The following is a 19,988-nucleotide window of genomic DNA, read 5'->3' on the forward strand; positions in this document are numbered from 1 at the left end:
GCCAAGCTGACGCACGATTGCCACCCAGTTCGGCATAGCACGGGAACCGGTTTTGCCGGATAATCAACAGGACTGCCGCTACAGAGACTCCGCATGGAACCGAACCCAGCCCCACAAGACGACACCGACTTCACGATCGACCTGTCGCCGGCCGCCGGCGCGCTGGCGCCGGCCGATGCGGTGTCAATGTCAGTGCCAATGCCAACGCCGGCTGCCGCCTTTGCGCAGCCGATGGTGCCGGTCACGCCGGTGCTACCGGCCGGGGCGGAACCAACCGAATTTGCCGGTCCAGGTCGCAAACCACTCGAGATGCGCGAAATCCAGGAAGCGATCGCGCGCGTCGAGGCCGAAGCCAAGGCCAATATGGCGGCCGAGAGCCGCCACCACGCCGAAGCGCGCGCCCGCTCGCTGGCCGACGAGCGCGCCTCGATCGATGCCGCTGCCGCTGCGGCAGCGCAAGCCAATTCGCAGGCCTCCGAAGACGCCATTGCCGCCAACCGCGAACGCCTCGATTCGCTGCGCGCCGCCGCGCAGGCGTCGAGCGAGCGGCTGGATGCGATTCGCCAGGAAACAGCCGAGCTGCGTGCGCGCGTGAAAAGCGACACCGAAGTCCGGGTCGCTACCGAAGCCCGTGCGCGTCTCGAAGAAGAAGCGCGCCGCCGCGCGACGGCCCAGATCGAAGCCGAAGCCGAACTGGCTGCCAAGGCCGCTCGCGCGGCCGACGAACTGGTCGTGCACACCGAGCAGGCGCGCCTGCAGGCGGTCGAGCGCATGGCTGCCGTCGAGGCGGCGCGTGAAGAAGTGCAGCACAACGCCAGCGCTGACGCCCGTATCGCCATCCTGGCGCGCGAGCGCGAGCGGGCCGAACGCTCTGCGCGTCAGACCGCCGAGAAACTGGCCGACGCCGAGGCCGAAGCCCTCGAACTGACCCAGCAGCGCGAGCGCGCCGACCAGATCGCGCTCACGTCGGCCTTCGCCCGCGCCGCAGCCGAAGCGCGCGCACTCGAAGAAGCGCGCGCCTACGCCCATATCGAGCAGGAACGCGAGGCGATCGCGCTGGCCCAGGCCGAGTCCGAACGGGTGGCCGGCCAGTCGCTGCGCATGCGCCTGCAGACCGAGAAAGACATCCGCGACGCGGCCGTGCACCGCGAGCGGCAAGAACAGATGGCGGCATCGAGCGCCGCCGCACGGCGCGACGCCGAAACACGCATCCTGGCCGCGACCGAAGCGCGCATCGAAGCCGACCGCAAGCTGCGTCTGGTGGCCGAAGACCGCGCCCGCGCCGAAGAAGAAGCGGGCGAGCAGGTGCAGGCGCGGCTGGAAGCCGAAGCGCAGGCGGCACTCGACGCGCGGGCGCGCATGGCGGCCGATGAGGCGGCTACCGCTGCAGCGCAGCGCGAAGCCGAAGAACACCGGCGCGAGAGCGCACTGGCCGACGAGCGCGCTGCACTGGCGCAGGCGGCCGCCGCTGCGCAGGCTGCAATGAATGACGACGAGGCTGCGGCGCTGGCGCTCGAAGCATCGCAGGTGCAGTTGGCGCAGGAGGCAGCGCAACTGGCGGCCCAGCGGCGCGAGCAGGCTGAACGCCTCGTGCAGGCCGAGCAGGAGCGCGCTGCGGCCGAGGCGCAAGCGCTGGCCGCCCTGGATCAGAAAATTGCGGCCGAGCACGAACTGACGCTGGCGGCGCAGGCACGGGGCGAGGCCGAAGCGGCGGCTGCCGCTGCCCTGCAGGCCAAGGTCGAGGCCGAGCGACGCATCGAAGACGCGCAGCGCGCTGCCTGGGAAGCGCAGCAGGCGCAGGCCGACGCAGCCATCGAAGAAGCCTCGCAGGCCGAGGCGGCCGCAACCGCGCAGCAGGCGCACGCGCGCCGCGCCGCCGAGCTGGCGCAAGCGCAGGCTGAACGGGCCGAGCTCGAGCAGCAGCAGGTGACATTGACCGAGGCGGCCATTGCTGCCGAGCGCGAAGCAACCCGGGCCGCACGCGAAGCGTTGTTGCTGGTCGAGCGCAAGCTGGCCGCGCAGCGCGAACAGGCTGCTGCCGATACCCGTGCCAACGAAGCACAGGCAGCGCGCCTGGCATCCGAACAGGCTGCGGCGCAGGCCGCCGTATCGCGCGCCGACGCCGAGCAGGCCCAGGCCGAACTGGCGCGCCAGCGCGAGCTGGCCGAGCTGGCGGCCGTGCAGGCTGCGCTCGAAAAACGCGAAGCGCAGCGGGCGCTGCTCGAACATGCGCAAGAGCACGCCGAAATGCAGCGCAAGGCGGCGCACGCGACGCAGCAGATGGCTGACGCGCGCAAGCAACTGGTCAATCTGGAAAGCCGGCGTCAGGACGACGATGCGGTCGAGCTGGCAGCGACGCAGCGCGCCATCGGCGAGCGCAAGGTTGAAGCAGGACAGCGCTCGGTCTCGGCGGACCTGACCCGTGAGGTACTGGGCCGGTTCAAGCAGTCGCAGGCGCGGGCCGGCGATACATCGGCGGCGCAGGCGGCCGCCAGGCTGGCAGAAGTGATTGCGACCCAGCGCGAGCTGGACCCGGATCGCAAACCATAACGGAGGCGGGCGGTCCGCCCCCTGTGCTTACTGCGCCGGCGCCTGTTCAGGCAAACCCGGCGCCTGGCTTGGCGACAACGGATTGTCCGGGCCGCCAGCCACTTTCGACACGAAATACTCGGTCTCGCCAAAGCACGTGGTTGGCACACCCTTGTGCTGGTCATACGTCAGCTGCACGCGCTTGCCCATGCTGGCCAGCAGGGCCGGCACCACGGTTTCGTCGCGCACCGTAAACACGAAGCGCTCGGGAATCGCGCCCGGCATGCTCGACAGCAGAATTTCGCCTTCCCACGTTTTGCACAGCCAGCCGCGCTTGGAGAATTTCTGCAGGTAGCCGGCACGTTCGCCCTCGGAGTACGACCAGGTCAGCGTGAACCAGGTATAGCCTGCAGCCAGGACAGCGACGATGGCGATGAGGATGAGCAGGATGGCGGAAGTGCGCTTGGGCAGGGTTGTCGGCATGGTTGGGGCTGGTCGATCAAGAAAGTGGTCGGGGTTGGCAAACGGGCAGCGCAAACGCGGTGCGCGCCCATTCTGCCATGCCTTGCCTTAATCGCAAACCGGGATTGCTGACAACGACGGATTCAGCCCGTCTGGCTAGCGGCCAGGGCGTCTTGTGCAGCCAGTCGCCGGCGATGCCGGATCGACGACCATAGCGAGACGAGAATGAACGCCAGCCCGGACAGCCCCGTGAACCACTCGGGAATGTGATAGTGGACGCTGGCGAACATGATCAGCGCCAGGATGCCGATGGCATAGTGCGCGCCGTGTTCCAGGTACACGAATTCCTGCAGCGTGCCCTTGTAGACCAGGAACACGGTCATCGAGCGCACGAACATGGCGCCGATGGCCAGCCCCAGCATGATGATGACGACATCGTTGGTGATGGCAAATGCGCCGATCACGCCGTCGAAGCTGAACGACGCATCGAGCACCTCGAGGTACAGGAAGCCTCCGATGCTGCCCTGCGAGATCATCGCGCCCACCGACGGATCGTGTTCCTTCGCTTCGAGCAGGTTGCTGAGCCACTTCACCGCTATATAGATCAGCACGCCCGTAACGCCGGCGATCAGCACAGCCAGCTTGCGCGCCTCTGGCATCAGGCGCATGGCGCCGATCACGCACAGCAGTGTGAGCAGCACGGCCAGGCCTTCGGTGCCGTACTTGCCGACTTTCGCCTCGAACCACTCGAACCAGTGCAGCTCTTTTTCTTCGTCGAACAAAAAGTTCAGGAACACCAGCATCAGGAAGGCGCCGCCGAAGGCTGCGACCTCGGCGTGGTGTGCGGTCAGGTTGCGCGAATACTCGTCGGGATTGTCGAGCGCCATATGCCAGACATCCGGCAGCCCCAGCCTGGTCGCGGCCGCCACGATCACGAGCGGAAACAGCAGGCGCATCCCGAATACCGCCACCAGGATGCCAACGGTGAGGAACAACTTGCGCCAGAATTCGTTCCAGTGCTTGAGTACCGACGCGTTGACGACCGCATTGTCGAAAGAAAGCGACACTTCCAGCACGCCGAGAATGGCGGTGATCCACAAGGCCTGTAACAGCCCGGGCCAGCCCCGATGCGCATAGCCCCACCAGCCAGCCAGCACCATCAGCACTGCCGTTACGACAAAGGACCACCGGAAATGCCGCATATGCGCCTCTTGTGTGCAGTTACCCGTTGGGACAATATTACCGTGTCCTTGCCAAAATCGACCGTACCGAAAGTCGCCTGCCGAGCCTTGCTTCTGAGATAATTCTGCCCAGCATTTTTCACTCTAAGACATCATGGAAATCATTTATCTCATCACACCCGTACTGACCTGGATGGTAGTCGGCCCGATCAAGTTCCTCATATCCAGTGTGCGCTACCGGCGCTGGGCTTTCGACCTGGTCGGCAATGGCGGCTTTCCCAGCAACCACAGCGCCGTCGTCTCCAGCATGGCCACGCTGATCGCACTGCGCGAAGGCATGGGCCATCCGGCGTTCGGCGTGGCCGTCACGCTCGCCTTCATTGTCATGATCGACGCCAACAGCCTGCGCCAGCACGTCGGTCGCCACGCGGTCACGCTGAACCGCCTGCACGACGGTAAAGAGGATTATGTGATCCTGCGCGAGCGCATGGGCCACACCCGGTTCGAGATCGCCGGTGGCATCCTGACCGGCATCGGCATGGGCTTTCTGATCTATACCGTGCTGCGCGGGTTCTAGTGGTTGTACGGGATGCGCGGGCCGCGCATCCCGGTGGACGTCCGGGCGTCCGCCGTTGTCCTTGCATTGTCTGTTGGTTGTCCGTTTTTCACTGCATTTCATCCCGGACGGAATGCAGCTCATCGCCAGATTCCGCACTTCATCCATCGAATCCGGCAGTACACAGGTTCGTCAATTGACGCTGCTGGAGACCTCCTGAATACTGCGCGCTGGATGTATCTGACCTTATTTTTATAAAAACACCGAGTCCATTTCCGGAGAACCACCATGCTGCGCAAAACACTCCTCGTTCTAGCCATCGCATCAAGCCTCGTCGCTTGCGGCAAGGATGCCAAAGCCCCCGAGGGCAAGGACAACAAGCCGACCCAGCTGACTGTGGCGCAGGAGGATGTCCTGACGATCCAGAGCGCGTCGGTGTCTTCGGGCCCGGTGATTACCGGCTCGATCGAGCCCGAGCGCCGCGCCGACCTGCGCGCCGAAGTCTCGGCCATCGTGCTGCAGGTGCTCAAGGAAAACGGCGAGCCGGTCAAGCGCGGCGACGTGCTGGTGCGCCTCGACGAAACGTCGATCCGCGACACCCTGATGTCGGCCGAAGACATGCAGCGCGCTGCCTCGCTGGCCGTCGACCAGGCCAACCGCCAGCTCGAGCGCCTGAAAACCCTGACAGCGTCGGGCATGACCTCGGCCAAGGCGCTCGACGACGCCGAAATGGCGCGCAACAACGCCATGAGTGAATTGTCGAGCTCACGTAGCCGCGTGGCCACCGCGCGCCAGCAACTGGCCCGCACCACCGTGCGTGCGCCATTCGACGGCATCGTTTCCGAGCGTAAGGTCTCGAATGGCGACACCGCCACCATCGGCAAGGAACTCGTCAAGGTCATCGATCCGACCAGCATGCGCTTTGAAGGCGCGGTCTCGGCCGATTCGGTCAGCACCGTCAAGATCGGCCAGAAGGTCAACTTCCGCGTCAACGGCTACGCGGATCAGACGTTTGCCGGCGTGGTCAAACGGATCGATCCCGCCGCCAATCCGGTGACCCGCCAGGTCGAGGTGCTGGTGGGCTTTGTCGACAATGCGCAGCCGCGCGTGGCCGGCCTGTACGCCGAAGGACGGGTCGATGCCGCGGCGAGCGACGCGCTGATGCTGCCCGAGAGCGCGCTGGTGCGCGTGGGCGACGCCAGCCATACCTGGCGCATCAGGGACAAGACGCTGTCGAAGGTCAAGCTGGTGGTTGGCGCGCGCGATGCCCGCACCGGCAATGTCGAGATCAAGCAGGGCCTCGCGGCCGGCGACGTGGTGCTGCGTGCACCGACGTCGAACCTGAAGGACGGCCAGAAGGTCGACATGCCGAACGCCCGGGTAGCCAGCGCGAATGGCGCTGGTGCAGGTGCCGGCGCAGTCCAGGGCAAGTAAATCCAGGAACACCAAAGGAAAACCCACCATGTTCCTGTCCAATTTTAGTGTCAAGAAACCGGTCGCGACGATTGTCATCATCGTCGCGATGATGGCCATCGGCCTGCTGGCCCTGTCCAAGCTGAAGGTCAACCAGGAGCCCGACGTCGAGATCCCGATCATCGTCGTCGACATCCCGTATCCGGGCGCATCGCCCGAGACCGCCGAGCGCGAGATCACCAACCGCCTCGAAAAGCAGATGCAGGCGATCCAGGGCGTCAAGGACGTCAATTCCAACTCCTACGAAGGCGGCGCCTCGATCTGGATGGAATTCGACTTCGACCGCGACCTGATCGAAGCATCGGACGACGTGCGCAACGCCATTGCTGCGGTGCGCTACAAGCTGCCGATCGAGATGCGCGAGCCGGTGCTGCGCCGGATCGATCCGTCGGCCCAGCCGATCATGTCGCTGGCCTTGTCGTCGAGCACCCAGAGCCACGCCGAAATCTCGCGCTACGCTGAAGACGTGCTGGCCGACGAATTCCGCGGCATCGATGGCGTCTCGACCGTGGTCGTCAACGGCGCGCTGCGGCGCGAGCTGTCGGTGCTGCTGCGCGCCGAGAAGCTGAGCGAATTTAATGTCTCGGCGTCCGACGTCACTAATGCGCTGCGCAACGGCAATACCAATGCGCCGGTGGGCAAGCTGCGTAGCGAACTCGACGAAAAAGGCATCCGCCTGGTCGGGCGCATCGAGCGGCCGGAAGACTTTTCGCAGATCGTCGTCAAGCGCAATGGCGACCAGATCGTGCGCCTGAGCCAGGTGGCCGAGATCCGCGATGGCTTTGCCGACGTGAATACGCTGTCGGTGCGCAGCGGCAAGCCGAATGTGGGCCTGCAGATCTCGCGTTCACGTGACGCGTCGACTGTGTCGCTGGCCAAGCGCGTGCACGAAGTGGTGGCGGCGCAAAGCAAGCTGCTGCCGGCCGGCACCGAACTCGAAGTCGTGCGCGACGGCGGCAAGGATGCGCAGTCAAGCCTGAACAACGTCATCGAAGCGCTGGTGCTGGGCGCCGTGCTGACCGTGTTCGTCGTCTACGCGTTTCTCAATTCGTGGCGCTCGACGCTGATCACCGCGCTGGCGCTGCCGACATCGGTGCTGGCCGCGTTTATCGCGGTCTGGCTGTGCGGCTTCACGCTGAACTTCATGACGCTGCTGGGCCTGTCGCTGGCAATCGGCGTGCTGATCGACGATGCGATCGTGGTGCGTGAAAACATCGTGCGCCATATGGAGATGGGGTCCGACCGCCGCACGGCCGCGCTTGAAGGCACCGCCGAAATCGGCATGGCAGTGGCCGCGACCACGTTCTCGATCATGGCCGTGTTCGTGCCGGTGGCATTCATGCCGGGCGTGTCCGGCGAGTGGTTCCGCCCGTTCGCACTGACCGTGACCTGCTCGGTGATCGTCTCGCTGTTCATCTCGTTCACGCTCGACCCGATGATGTCGGCCTTCTGGGGCGATCCGCCGGATCACCACAGCCGGCCAAAGACCGGCATCGGCGCCGTGCTCGACCGTTTCAATCACTGGTTCGACCACCAGGCCGACCGCTACGGCCGCGTGATCGCCTGGGCGCTGCATCACCGCCGCGCGATGGCGTGCCTGGCAGTTCTCAGCCTGATCGGCGCGCTGGCCATGCACCATTTCTTTGGCGGGTCGAGCTTCCTGCCCAAGCAGGACTCGGGCAACCTGCAGATCGAGGTGCGTACGCCAGCCTCGTCGTCGATCGAGTATGCGCGCCGCAAGCTCGAAGCGGCAGCCGTGCTGGCCCGTACCCTGCCTGAAACGAAGGACACCAACAGCAACGTCAAGACCAGCGGCGGCACGATCTACGTCGACATCGGCAAGCGCAGCGAACGCAAGCGTACTGCGTCCGAAGTCGCCGTCGAGCTGCGCGCCAAGATCGCCAGCCTGGTGGGCGCCGAGTACACGGTCATCGATGACCTGTCCGGCGGCGGCAAACCGGTGCAGGTGGAATTCACCGGTCCCGATTCGCGCAAACTCATGGAGCTGACCACCGCCTACATGGAAAAGCTGCGTGAAGTGCCGGGCGCGGTCGACGTCGCGCTGTCCGAGCAGGATCCGAAGAACGAGCTGCAGATCGTGCTCGACCGGGGTCTTGCCAATGCCCTGGGTATTTCGGTGGGCGATGCGGCGCAGTCGCTGCGGGTGGCGTTCGCCGGCATCGAAGTGGGCGACTGGGTCGATCCGACCAGTGAAACCCGCGACGTCGCCGTGCGCCTGCATCCGGACGACCGCGTCAATACCGACAGCATCGAGCGCCTGCCGATCCCTGTCACGGGCACCGGCATGATGGTGCCGCTCGAACAGATTGCGTCGATCACGATGGGCAAGGGCCCGTCGGCGATCCGCCACAAGAACGGCGAGCGCATGATCACCGTGTCGGCCAATGCCCAAGGCCGTTCGGCGGGCGAAGTCACGACCGACGCCATGAAGCTGGCGCGCACCTTCGACTTCCCGCCGGGTTATGGCCTGGCGCTGGGCGGTTCGGGTGAAGACCAGCAGGAGCTGTTCACCCAGATGCTCATTGCGCTGTTCTCGGGCATCGCGCTGATGTACCTGATCCTCGTGATGCAGTTCGGTTCGTTCACGGCGCCGATCGGCGTGATGCTGTCGCTGCCGCTGTCACTGATCGGCGTCGTGCTGGCCCTGATCATGACCGGCAACACGCTCAACCTGATGAGCATGATCGGCATCCTGATGCTGATGGGACTGGTGGCCAAGAACGCGATCCTGCTGCTCGACGCGGCCAGGGCGCTCGAGGAGGAAGGGATGGACCGCGAAGAAGCGCTGATGGCAGCCGGGCGCAAGCGTCTGCGGCCGATTCTGATGACCACCTTCGCGCTGATCGCCGGCATGCTGCCGGTGGCGCTGGCCCTGGGTGACTCGGGCGAGTTCTACCAGCCACTGGCCATTGCAATCATCGGCGGCACGATCACCTCGACCATCCTGACGCTGCTGGTGGTGCCAACGTTCTATGACAGCATCGAGATCGCCCGCGATCGCATGGTGGCCAAGTATGGCCGCCGCGCTGAGCACCGCAATGCGCTGGTGGCGTTCCTGATGACGTTTGTCGAAGCCATCCTGGCGCTGACACTGGTGCGCCTGGTGTATCGGGTGATCATGCGCCTCGTGCAGATGGTGACGGGTCGCGGCCGTGCCAAGGTGGCGCCGGTCTGATCTGCCACGGCAGGGCGCGCACGCGTCTTGCCGGATTTTCCGGGCACGGCCAGTGATAACTGGCCGTGTTTTTTTATGCTTGACTAATGGTTGCTATATCTGGGTTGTAAAATAGCACCCCGGCAACCAAGGGACGACGGCTTATGGTCTAATAGCGGCTGTTTTGCCATGCGCCTTGCCATTAGGCAGCATGTGCAACGGTGGCGTGCCTTCGCATGACGCCACGCCGCATCTCTATTTTCCTCCGTAAGGTCCAGCCCCATGCCCGCAGCCCAGCCCATTGCCTTGTTCGTGAACGACGACATGAACTGGCTCGCCGGTGGGGGCGAGATGGGCGAACTGATCCGCAGCATGGACTGGTCGGCCACGCCGCTCGGACCGCTGTCTGGCTGGCCGCAAAGCCTGCGCACATCGGTCAGCCTGTGCCTGTCGTCGACGTTCCCGATCCTGGTCTGCTGGGGCCCGGACGACATCCAGATCTACAACGACGCCTATCGCCCGATCTGCGGCGACCTGCATCCGGCAGCCATGGGCGCGCCATTCAAGGTGGTCTGGGCCTCGGCCCTGCCGGTCGTGGGCGAGGCCTTTGAACTGGCGCACCAGGGCTCCGGTGCGTACATCCGCGACCAGCAGATGTTCCTCGATCGCAGCGGCTACCTTGAAGAAGCCAATATGACGTTCTCGTTCTCGCCGATCCGCGATGAGTCGGGCGCGATCGGCGGGATATTTCACCCAATTACCGAAACCACGGTCCAGGTGCTCAGCGCGCGCCGCAGCAAGGGTTTGCGTGACCTGACCGCCAGCCTGGCAGGCGTGCGCTCGATCGGTGACATCGGTACGCAGCTGGCAAGCCACTGCGCGCACATGACGGCAGACGTGCCGTTCGTGCTGTTCTACCAGATCGATGCCGAGACCGGCACGCTGGCGCTGCGTGGCAGCGCCGGCCTGGCGGCGGGTAGTGCACTGGCCCCGGTGGCAACCGCGTTGGATGACAGCATCTGGCCGTTTGCCCGCAGCAGCAGCTCGCATACGGTCGAACAGGCCGACGATGTGGCCGCGCGCCTCGGGCATGTCGCGTGCGGGCCCTATGAGGACGCGCCGCGCTCGGCGCTGGTGCTGCCACTGACCTTGCCCGGGCAGCAGGAGCTGTTCGGCTTTGTCGTGGCCGGCGTCAGCGTGCGCCGCGCGCTCGATGCCGAGTACCGCAATTTCTATGCATTACTCGGGGCCGCCGTCAATACGGCCGTGGGCAACGTCGTCGCCTACGAGCAGGAACAGCGCCGCGCCGAAGAACTGGCCCAGATCGACCGCGCCAAGACCGCATTTTTCTCGAACGTCTCGCATGAATTTCGCACGCCGCTGACGCTGATTCTCGGCCCGCTCGACGATGCACTGGCCGATGCGCCCGAGTCGATGAATGCAGTCCAGCGCCAGCGCGTCGAGCTTACGCACCGCAATTCGCTGCGCCTGCTCAAGCTGGTCAATTCGTTGCTCGACTTTTCGCGCATCGAGGCGGGCCGCGTGCAGGCCAGCTACGTCCCGGTCGATCTCACGCGCCTGACGGTCGATCTTGCCGGCGTGTTCGAGTCGGCCATGGCCAAGGGCGGCCTGCATTACACCGTCGATCTGCAGCCATTGACCCAGCCGGTGTTTGTCGATCGCGACATGTGGGAAAAGATCGTCTTCAACCTGCTGTCGAACGCCTTCAAGTTCACGCTGCACGGCGGCGTGACCGTGACGCTGCGCGAACATGCCGGCATGGCGCGCCTGTCGGTGCAGGACACCGGCACCGGGATTCCCGAGCACGAACTGCCGCGCATGTTCGAGCGCTTCCACCGCATCGAGGGCGCGCCGGGCCGCACCTACGAAGGCACCGGCATCGGCCTGGCGCTGATCCAGGAGCTGGTGCGCCTGCATGGCGGGACGATCGCGGTCTCGAGCGCCTTTGGCGAAGGCACGCGCTTCGATGTCGACCTGCCGTTTGGCGACGCCCACCTGCCGCCGGATCGCATCGTGCAGGCGCCGGAGACGATGGCCGACCGCCAGCGCATGGGCGCGGCGTTCGTCGAAGAAGCACTGCGCTGGTTGCCCGACTCACAGGAAGGCGCTGCGCCGGATTCGGATTCGGACCCGGACACGAGCGCGCCCGCGCCGCTCCCCGCGCAGTCTGACGTGCAGCCTGAAGCGCGCCCGCGCATCCTGGTCGCCGACGACAACAACGACATGCGTGCCTATCTCAAGTCGCTGCTCGAACCGCATGCCGATGTGCGCGCGGTGGCCGATGGCCAGGCAGCGTACGAGATGGCGCTGCTGGACCCGCCCGACCTGTTGCTGTCGGACGTGATGATGCCGCGCCTGGACGGCTTCGGCCTGATCGCCAAGGTGCGCGCCAGCGAAGTGCTGCGCCATCTGCCGGTGATGCTGCTGTCGGCCCGCGCCGGCGAAGAAGCCAAGGTCGAGGGCCTGCAGGCCGGCGCCGACGATTATCTGGTCAAGCCGTTTTCGGCCAACGAACTACTGGCGCGCATTGGCACCCAGGTGGCGCTGGGACGCGAACGGCGCCAGAACGCACGCGATGCGCAGGCGCGCGAAGCGCATGTGCGGGCGCTGATCGACGCCTCGCCCGCGATGCTCTGGACCACCGACAACGACAGCCGGTGCACCTACCTGAGCCAGCGCTGGTACGACTACACGGGCCGCACGCCCGAGCAGGACCTGGGCATGGGCTGGCTCGAGAACGTGCATCCCGACGATGCCGCGCGCTCGGGCGAGATCTTCCTGGCCGCCAGCGCGGCGCGCGAGCCGTTCTCGTTCGACTACCGCCTGCGCGGCCAGGACGGCAGCTACCGCTGGTTCATCGATGCCGGCCTGCCGCGCGTGAACGCCGCCGGGGAGCCGGATGGCTATGTCGGCACCGTGATCGACATCCATGCGCGCAAGCTGTTGCAGGAGCGCTTCGAGCGCGTGTCCGAGGCGGGCGATATCGGCGTCTGGTACGCCGACGTGCCGTTCACGCATTTCCAGATCAATGCCGAGATGGCGCTGCACTTCGGTGTCGACATGGGGCGCGCCGCTGCGGTGAGCGAACTGCTGGCGGCGGTCGATCCGGAAGACCGCGAGCGGCTGGCCGAAAGTGTCGAGCACGCGGTGCGCGCCGGCGCGCCGCTGGACCTCGAATTCCGCACCCGCGTTGCCGCAGCGGACGGCGGCGACGGTACGCCGCGCTGGTTGCGCGCCATCGGCTGGTGTGGCCTGGACAAGAATGGCCAGCCCGAGCGCTTCGACGGCGTCACGCTCGACATCGACAGCCAGAAGCATGCCGAGCAGGAACTGCACCGCCTGGCGCGCGAACTGGGTGCCAAGAACCGGGCGCAGAGCGACTTCCTGTTTACGCTCGCGCACGAACTGCGCAATCCGCTGGCGCCGATCCGTTCGGGGCTGGAACTGATGCGCATCGGCGCGGCCAGCGGCGACGTGCAGGCCATCATGCGGCGCCAGGTCGATCACATGGTGCACCTGGTGGACGATCTGCTCGACATGGCACGCCTGGCCGAAGGCAAGGTCACACTGCGCTGCGAGCGCGTGCTGCTGGCCGACGCGGTGCGCGAAGCCGTCGACATGAGCATGCCGCTGGTCGAACGTGGCCGCCATACACTGGCCGTGCACCTGCCGGATGGTTATGTCGGCCTGCACGCCGACCGCCACCGCGTGGCCCAGATTCTGAGCAACCTTCTCAACAACGCGGCCAAATACACGCCGCCCGGTGGCGCGCTGGAAATCCGGGCGCAAATCGAGGGCGATGAAGTCGCGATCTCAGTGCTGGACAACGGCATCGGCATCGCCGCCGATGCGCTCGAGGGCGTGTTCGACATGTATGCACAGGCCCATGCGGGCGCCGAGATGGCGCAGGGCGGTCTGGGTGTGGGCCTGAACCTGGTGCAGCGCCTGGTGAAGCTGCATGGCGGCCGGGTGGCCGCCACCAGCGCCGGGGTCGGGCAGGGCAGCCAGTTCACGGTCTGGCTGCCGCTGCCGGCCGACAGCGCCGCGCCGCCGCCAGTCGTGGCCGACGCGGCGTTGCAGGCAGCGCAGACCGACCCGGGCAGGCTGCGTATCCTGGTGGTCGACGACAATGTCGATGCGGCCGAGACGCTGCAGGCCTTGCTGGAAATGAACGGGCACACGGTGACCGCCGTGCACGATGGCGCTTCGGCGTTGCTGCAGGCCGCGGCGCTGTTGCCGCAAGTCGTGTTTCTCGATATCGGGCTGCCCGACATGACCGGCTACGACGCGGCCGAAGCAATGCGGCGCATCGCCGGCATGGAAACATCGACGCTGATCGCACTGACGGGTTGGGGCGCCGAGCAGGACCGCAAGCGCTCGAGCCAGGCAGGGTTCGATCACCATCTGACCAAGCCGGCTGATTTTTTGATTGTGGAGCAATTGATCCGCGACGTGGCGGAGCGCACCCCGCGACCGGTTCCAACGCTGCCACAAAACAAACAGCCCGGCTGAAAAGCCGGGCTGCGATGGTGCGCCGAACCCGCCCCAACTTGCAGGGCGCTGTTCGGCTGGTTGACCGCGATTACTTACCGGTCGTGCCAGTTGCTGGCGTGGTGGTGCTTTGTGGGTCGGTGGTCTGTGGGCTGGTGGCGCCTTCTGCGGTGCCGGTCATGCCCGTGGTGCCGGTGGCGCCAGTCGTGCCCGTGGTGCCTGCTGCGCCCGACGTGTCGGTCGTGGTACCGGTGGTGCCAGCAGCAGCGCCGGTGCCCATGTCGCCCGTACCGGTGGTGCCGGTGCCCGTTGCGCCAGTGCCGGTGTCACCCATGGTGCCGGTGGCGCCCGAGGTGCTGCTTGGCATGGTTGCCGAGGTGTCGGCTGGAACGGTCGTGGTCGCTGCTTCATCTTTCTTGCATGCGCCCAGCAGGGTTGCCAGCACAGCGGCGGTCAGCAGGATTTTTGGTGCCTTGGTCATTGCATTCATTTTTTTACTCCTCGATTGACGTCTATTTGTGTGCCGCAGATCCCGGACTACTTGTTGGGACATTGCGGCGCCAGGTCAGTTCCACTGCGGCGCCATGGTCGCTGGTGAAACGGTGAGGGTACCGGCGCAATACGCGGCCCCAGTGCGTACTTCAGTAAATCTTGTTCCACTTCAATGTGTTCCAATGCATCTGTGTCGATTAGACCGCAAGCCCGACAGCTGGTTCGTTAGATACCGCACACTTACGGAAATTGGTAACATTATTTACACAGTTTCGGTGACCGCGAGTGACCTACGTGCCCAGGTGCACGTCGCCCGACACCGGCTTTGCCGCCTCTCCCACTGACTCGTCCTGCCGACCGATCTGCTCCAGTAATGCTGGTACCTCGGCGGCGATTTCCCGTGCCAGATAGCCCAGCGTGCCCAGCCGCTGCGCGAGCCGGTCACCGGCGCGTGCATGCAGCGCCACGCCCCAGCAGGCCGCCTGCGTCTCGGTCGCCCCGCGCGCCAGCAGACCGCCGATGAGGCCAGCCAGCACGTCGCCCGAGCCAGAACTGGCCAGGCCGATATTGCCGGCGCCTTCGTGCTGCCACAGCGTGCCGTCCGGTGCGGCGATCACGGTGCGCGCACCCTTGAGCGCGATCACGGCGTTCCAGTCGCGCGCCGCCGCAAGGGCTGGCGCATCGGGCAAGCCGACGATGCAATCCTTGTCGATGCCCGTCAGGTGCGCCATTTCGCCGCAGTGGGGCGTCATGATCACGGGACGCTCGAAGCGCATCGGCTTGCCCTCGGGCCAGTGCTCGGGCGGATAGAGCAGGACGTCCATCGCGCAGGCGTCGAGCACCAGGCCCACGTCCGCTTCAACCAGGCGGGGCAGCAGTGCATGCACCAGGCGGGCCGTGCTCGCTTCATCGCGCATGCCGGGACCGACCAGCACCGCATCGACGCGATCGGCCAGCGGGTCAAGGCTGGACAGGGCATCGAGGCTGAAGCCATCGGTATCGTGCTCGGTCAGGCCGATCACGCGCGCCTCGGGCATGGCCAGTGCGACCAGCTGGGCCACGCTGGCGCCGGTTGCGATCGTGAGCTTGCCGGCCCCGGCGCGCAGCGCGGCCGTGGCGGCCAGGATGATGGCGCCCGGCATTTCGCGCAAGCCGCCGATGATCAGGATGTGGCCGCGCATTTCCTTGTCGCCGCCGGTGCCCGGCTGCGGCAGCGGCCAGGCGGCCAGCATGGCGGCATCGACGTCGTGTACCTGGTTCTTGTCCATGCTGGGTAACCTTACGCGTTGGGTGCGGATGCGACGTCCTTGGCCACCGTGACCGGTGTGCCGGTCTCTTCCAGTGGCGCGACGAAATTGACCAGGCGCAGCGACAGATCGCCGCGCTTGCCGGCCTCGGGATCGAATTCGTACGATGTGACAGAGCAGTTCGGGACATCGCCGTTGCGGTCGAATTCGAGGATCTGCGCTTCGGTAAGGTGCTCGAACAGGTAACGGAAGCAATTGACCGTGACCTGGTGCGCGACGATCAGCACGCGCTCGCCGGCAAATTCCCGTTCGATCGAATCCATGACACTGCGCAGGCGCAGGATGACGTCGCACCAGCTTTCGCCGCCGGGCGGGCGGAAATAGAACTTGCCGACGTGGTGGCGCTGCTCGTACAGGTCGGGGAAGTCGTGCGCGATGCCGTGCGTCGTCAGGCGGTCGAGCACGCCAAATTCCTTCTCGCGCAGGCGCTCGTCTTCGCGCACGCACAAGTTGTCGCGCTCGAGGTGGCGCATCACGAGGTTGGCCGTCTCGGCAGCGCGCACGTACGGCGAATGCAGCACGACGGTCGGGCGCTGCGCTTCCGGCAGCGATGCGAACCAGGCGCCCAGGGCGTCTGACTGGCGCTCGCCGAGGTCGGACAATGGCACGTCGACGTCGCGCTCGGCGATGTCGATGCGGTGTCCTGCTGCTGCTTCAGCCAGGTCGCGGGCGACGTTGCCGGCGCTTTGTCCGTGCCGCACGACCCAAATTTCCTGTGGCCATTTTTGTTCCATGAAGTCCGCCAAAGAGTTATCTTGGCGTCATCATAGAAGGTTTCATGACGGCTTCAGCGCACGATTGTTCCGTGCACGGAAACCGTCGGGCGGTGTCAGACGGCCCGCGCCTCGCTGTCCAGGTTGATGTCGGCATCGTCATCGAACACGCGCATATCGGTCTGCCCCATGACGCGGCTGGTCACCGTGCCGGCAGCGATCGAGCCGCTGACGTTCAGCGCCGTGCGGCCCATGTCGATCAGCGGTTCGACCGAGATCAGCAGGCCCGCGAGCGCCACTGGCAGGTCCATCGCCGACAGCACGATCAGCGCCGCGAAGGTGGCGCCGCCGCCCACGCCGGCCACGCCGATCGAGCCGAAGGCGATGATCGCCAGCAGTGGCAGCAGGAACGCGGCCGTGAACGGATCGACGCCAACCGTCGGCGCGATCATCACCGCCAGCATGGCCGGGTAGATGCCGGCGCAGCCGTTCTGGCCGATCGTGGCGCCGAACGAGGCGGCAAAGTTGGCCGTGCCTTCCGGCGTGCCCAGGCGCGCGGTCTGCGTGGCCACGCTCATCGGGATCGAGCCGGCGCTGGTGCGCGACGTGAACGCGAACACCAGCACCGGGAAGATCTTTTTCACGTAGCGCCAGGGCTTCAGGCCACTGGCTGCGACCATCGCCAGGTGGACGCAGAACATCAACGCCAGCGCGGCATACGAGGCAACCACGAAGTTGAGCAGGCCAAGAATGTCTTGCCAGCTCGAGCTCGATACAACCTTGGCCATCAGCGCGAACACGCCGTACGGGGTCAGGCGCAGCACGAGCGTGACCATGCGCATCACGATCACGTGCGCCACATGGACGAAGCTGCTGAACGACGTGAAGACTTCCGGCTTCTTGCCGGCGATGCCGGTGGCCGAAACGCCGATGAAAATCGCGAATATCACCACTGCAATGGTCGAGGTCTTGCGCGCGCCGGTCATGTCGAGGAACGGATTGGCCGGGATGAAGGACAGCAGCAGCGACGGCAGCGACAGTTCCTTGGCCGCCGCCAGATTGCCCTGCATGTACTCGCCGCGCGCGACTTCGGCGGCGGTGGAGGTCAGGCCGACCGCCGTCAGGCCAAACAGCTTGGCCATCAGGATGCCGATCGAGGCGGCCACGATGGTCGTAATGAGCAGGATGCCGATCGTGAGCGTGCTGATCTTGCCAAGCGAGGAGGCATCGCGCAGCTTCAGGATCGCCTGGATGATCGAGACCATAATCAATGGAATGATGATCATCTGCAGCAGCTGGACGTAGCCGCTGCCGATCACGTTGAGCCATTCATTGGTGGCCTTGATCTCGGGTTCACCCACGCCGTACATCACCTGCAGCGCGGCGCCGAGCACGACGCCAAGGCCAAGGCCGGCGAACACGCGCTTGGTGAACGAAACGTGGTTGGCCTGCAACCGGTACAGGAAGACGCAGACGGCCAGGGCAATGGCCATGTTGAGCAGGACGGGGAGTGTCATGGGGGCTTCGATGGGACGGCGTGGACAATCGTGTCATTTTATCGACAAAGTTGCCTGTTCACAGTGCGCTTGTCATTTTTGCCAAGGCGCAGCTTGTCCTGGCGGCCCTTGGCTGTTGCGGACCAGCGACGCTGGCAGCGGCTTGTATAGGTAACCGGTCAATCTCCCGTTCAATACTTCCCACAGGGAAGACAAAGTTTCTATAATCCAATTGAGCACCTCCGATCCCTTCACACGTCAGCCCAGCGAACATGTTCAAACATCTCAGCATCAAGTCGCGCCTCATTTTCGTCATCGCGTTTCTCGCGGTCGAACTCATCGCCGGCGCCGTCATCGGCATCTACAACCTTGGCACGGCCAACGCCGAGCTCAAGCAGATGTACGATCGCCGCCTGGTCGGCTTGAGCCAGGCCGGGGAAGTCAACCAGCTGATCACGGCAAACCAGCTGACCGTGGCCAAGGCAGTCACTCTGGAAGATGCCGCCCAGCGCAGCGCCGCGATGGATTCCGTCGGCGCGAATGCCGCCACGATCAGCAAGCTCTGGGACCAGTACACGCAGATCGCCATGAACGACAAGGAGCGTGCGCTGGTCGGGGAGATCGCCGCGGCGCGCAAGGCGTTCCTCGATGGCGGCCTGCTGCCGGCAGTGGCCGCGATTCGCGCCAATGACAATGCGCAGGCGATCCAGTTGCTGAACGGACCGATGACGCAGTTGTATGCACCGCTCAATACGCTTGGCATCCGGCTGATCGACGAACAGCAGGCTGCGGCGCTGGCCGAATACCAGGCCTCGCAGGCAACGTTCGAACTGGTGCGCGCAGTATGCCTGGCCGGCCTGGCCTTCGGCCTCATCATGGCCGCGCTGGTTGGCTACCTGCTGGTACGCGCGATCGTGCGTCCGATCGAGCAGGCCGTGAAGATCGCCGGCGCCGTGGCCCAGGGCGACCTGACCCAGACCATCGAGGTCACGTCGACTGACGAAACCGGGCGCCTGCTGCAGGCGCTCAAGGACATGAACGATTCACTGGTGCGCATCGTCGGCCAGGTCCGCACCGGCACCGACAATATCGCCACTGCTTCCAGCGAAATTGCGGCCGGCAACCTGGATCTGTCGTCGCGCACCGAGCAGCAGGCCGGCTCGCTGGAAGAAACTGCCTCGTCAATGGAAGAACTGACGTCGACCGTCAAGCAGAACGCCGACAATGCGCGCCAGGCCAATGCACTGGCCACGTCGGCATCGGAAGTGGCGGGCAAAGGCGGCGCCGTGGTGGCCGAGGTGGTGCAGACGATGGGGGCGATCAACACGTCGGCCACCCGCATCGTCGACATCATCGCCGTGATCGACGGCATCGCGTTCCAGACCAATATCCTGGCCCTGAACGCGGCCGTCGAGGCAGCGCGCGCCGGCGAGCAGGGCCGCGGCTTTGCCGTGGTGGCGGGCGAGGTGCGCAGCCTGGCGCAGCGCAGCGCGGCGGCAGCCAAGGAAATCAAGGTGCTGATCGACGATTCGGTCGAGAAGGTGCACCACGGCTCGGAACTGGTGGACCGCGCCGGCACGACGATGGCCGAGATCGTGCAAAGCGTGAACCGCGTGACCGACATCATGTCCGAGATCACCGCCGCCAGCCAGGAGCAGACAGCCGGCATCGAGCAGATCAACGGCGCTATCGCGCAGATGGATCAGGTGACGACGCAGAATGCGGCGCTGGTCGAACAGGCGTCGGCGGCGGCGACATCGCTGCAGGAAGAAGCGGCCAAGCTGGCGCAGACCGTGGGCGAGTTCAAGCTCGCGACGTCGCCGGGCGTGCGCGCAGTCGTGGCCAAGCCGCGCGTGGTGACCAGTGCGCCGAAGATGGTGGGCAATGCAGCACCGCCTGCGGTGGCCAAAGCGACGCCGCCTGTGGTGGCCAAACCTGCGCTGAAGCCGGTAGCCAAAGCGCCGGTAAAACCGGTCGTGACGAAAACTGGCACCGATGCTGCGCCGGCCGCGAAGCCGGTGAAGCCGGCGAAGGCAGAGACCGCCAACGCCAGCGCCGGCGACGGCTGGGAAGAGTTCTGATCGACAGGGTT

Annotated in this window: 12 protein-coding genes; 6 read left to right on the top strand and 6 right to left on the bottom strand. The window is 65.6% G+C overall.

The window, feature by feature from the left end:
- Positions 1–93: 93 nt before the first annotated feature.
- Positions 94–2,550 carry a coiled-coil domain-containing protein gene (locus AC56LY_RS04200; protein ID WP_499576823.1) on the top strand — a complete coding sequence of 819 codons (2,457 nt, stop codon included), beginning with the start codon at positions 94–96 and terminating at the stop codon, positions 2,548–2,550.
- A 27-nt stretch (positions 2,551–2,577) separates the two neighbouring features.
- Here the strand turns inward: AC56LY_RS04200 and AC56LY_RS04205 are convergent, their stop codons facing one another.
- A complete protein-coding gene (locus AC56LY_RS04205; RefSeq protein WP_499576825.1) occupies positions 2,578–3,012 on the bottom strand; it encodes a DUF8785 domain-containing protein in 435 nt (144 codons plus the stop codon).
- A 122-nt stretch (positions 3,013–3,134) separates the two neighbouring features.
- Positions 3,135–4,193, bottom strand: coding sequence for a DUF475 domain-containing protein (locus tag AC56LY_RS04210; RefSeq protein ID WP_499576826.1), 1,059 nt, complete (start codon positions 4,191–4,193; stop codon positions 3,135–3,137).
- Positions 4,194–4,326: 133 nt separating this feature from the next.
- On the opposite strand from AC56LY_RS04210, the gene AC56LY_RS04215 reads away from it, so the two are divergent.
- From AC56LY_RS04215 to AC56LY_RS04230, 4 genes are all read left to right on the top strand, one after another.
- Positions 4,327–4,749, top strand: a complete 423-nt coding sequence (locus AC56LY_RS04215; RefSeq protein WP_499576827.1) for a divergent PAP2 family protein — start codon at positions 4,327–4,329, stop codon at positions 4,747–4,749.
- Positions 4,750–5,016: 267 nt separating this feature from the next.
- The gene (locus AC56LY_RS04220; RefSeq protein WP_499576828.1) at positions 5,017–6,162 is read left to right on the top strand and encodes an efflux RND transporter periplasmic adaptor subunit; all 1,146 of its coding nucleotides are present in this window, start codon (positions 5,017–5,019) and stop codon (positions 6,160–6,162) included.
- Positions 6,163–6,190: 28 nt separating this feature from the next.
- Positions 6,191–9,397 (top strand): efflux RND transporter permease subunit, encoded by a 3,207-nt coding sequence (locus AC56LY_RS04225; protein WP_499576830.1) that lies wholly within the window; start codon positions 6,191–6,193, stop codon positions 9,395–9,397.
- 261 nt (positions 9,398–9,658) lie between these two features.
- Complete coding sequence (locus tag AC56LY_RS04230) at positions 9,659–13,909, top strand: ATP-binding protein (RefSeq protein ID WP_499576831.1); 4,251 nt, start codon at positions 9,659–9,661, stop codon at positions 13,907–13,909.
- A gap of 70 nt (positions 13,910–13,979) precedes the next feature.
- Here the strand turns inward: AC56LY_RS04230 and AC56LY_RS04235 are convergent, their stop codons facing one another.
- The 4 genes from AC56LY_RS04235 to AC56LY_RS04250 form a co-directional block, all read right to left on the bottom strand.
- The gene (locus AC56LY_RS04235) at positions 13,980–14,378 is read right to left on the bottom strand and encodes a hypothetical protein (protein WP_499452935.1); all 399 of its coding nucleotides are present in this window, start codon (positions 14,376–14,378) and stop codon (positions 13,980–13,982) included.
- 292 nt (positions 14,379–14,670) lie between these two features.
- Positions 14,671–15,648: an NAD(P)H-hydrate dehydratase gene (locus AC56LY_RS04240; RefSeq protein ID WP_499576832.1), complete on the bottom strand. Its 978-nt coding sequence runs from the start codon at positions 15,646–15,648 to the stop codon at positions 14,671–14,673.
- Positions 15,649–15,659: 11 nt separating this feature from the next.
- Entirely contained in the window at positions 15,660–16,421 is a 762-nt protein-coding gene (locus AC56LY_RS04245; RefSeq protein ID WP_499576834.1) for a histidine phosphatase family protein, read from the bottom strand.
- Positions 16,422–16,516: 95 nt separating this feature from the next.
- Positions 16,517–17,917 carry an L-cystine transporter gene (locus AC56LY_RS04250; protein WP_499576836.1) on the bottom strand — a complete coding sequence of 467 codons (1,401 nt, stop codon included), beginning with the start codon at positions 17,915–17,917 and terminating at the stop codon, positions 16,517–16,519.
- 251 nt (positions 17,918–18,168) lie between these two features.
- Here AC56LY_RS04250 and AC56LY_RS04255 point away from each other — a divergent pair, with 251 nt between their 5' ends.
- Positions 18,169–19,977, top strand: a complete 1,809-nt coding sequence (locus AC56LY_RS04255; RefSeq protein ID WP_499576837.1) for a methyl-accepting chemotaxis protein — start codon at positions 18,169–18,171, stop codon at positions 19,975–19,977.
- Positions 19,978–19,988: the final 11 nt, after the last annotated feature.

The sequence above is a fragment of the Telluria sp. ZT3P25 genome (genome assembly GCF_059685895.1).

Excerpts from the sequence above, each read along its gene's own strand:
- AC56LY_RS04200 (WP_499576823.1), top strand. The coding sequence starts at position 94 with ATGGAACCGAACCCAGCCCCACAAGACGACACCGACTTCACGATCGAC.
- AC56LY_RS04205 (WP_499576825.1), bottom strand. The coding sequence starts at position 3,012 with ATGCCGACAACCCTGCCCAAGCGCACTTCCGCCATCCTGCTCATCCTC.
- AC56LY_RS04210 (WP_499576826.1), bottom strand. The coding sequence starts at position 4,193 with ATGCGGCATTTCCGGTGGTCCTTTGTCGTAACGGCAGTGCTGATGGTG.
- AC56LY_RS04215 (WP_499576827.1), top strand. The coding sequence starts at position 4,327 with ATGGAAATCATTTATCTCATCACACCCGTACTGACCTGGATGGTAGTC.
- AC56LY_RS04220 (WP_499576828.1), top strand. The coding sequence starts at position 5,017 with ATGCTGCGCAAAACACTCCTCGTTCTAGCCATCGCATCAAGCCTCGTC.
- AC56LY_RS04225 (WP_499576830.1), top strand. The coding sequence starts at position 6,191 with ATGTTCCTGTCCAATTTTAGTGTCAAGAAACCGGTCGCGACGATTGTC.
- AC56LY_RS04230 (WP_499576831.1), top strand. The coding sequence starts at position 9,659 with ATGCCCGCAGCCCAGCCCATTGCCTTGTTCGTGAACGACGACATGAAC.
- AC56LY_RS04235 (WP_499452935.1), bottom strand. The coding sequence starts at position 14,378 with ATGAATGCAATGACCAAGGCACCAAAAATCCTGCTGACCGCCGCTGTG.
- AC56LY_RS04240 (WP_499576832.1), bottom strand. The coding sequence starts at position 15,648 with ATGGACAAGAACCAGGTACACGACGTCGATGCCGCCATGCTGGCCGCC.
- AC56LY_RS04245 (WP_499576834.1), bottom strand. The coding sequence starts at position 16,421 with ATGGAACAAAAATGGCCACAGGAAATTTGGGTCGTGCGGCACGGACAA.
- AC56LY_RS04250 (WP_499576836.1), bottom strand. The coding sequence starts at position 17,917 with ATGACACTCCCCGTCCTGCTCAACATGGCCATTGCCCTGGCCGTCTGC.
- AC56LY_RS04255 (WP_499576837.1), top strand. The coding sequence starts at position 18,169 with ATGTTCAAACATCTCAGCATCAAGTCGCGCCTCATTTTCGTCATCGCG.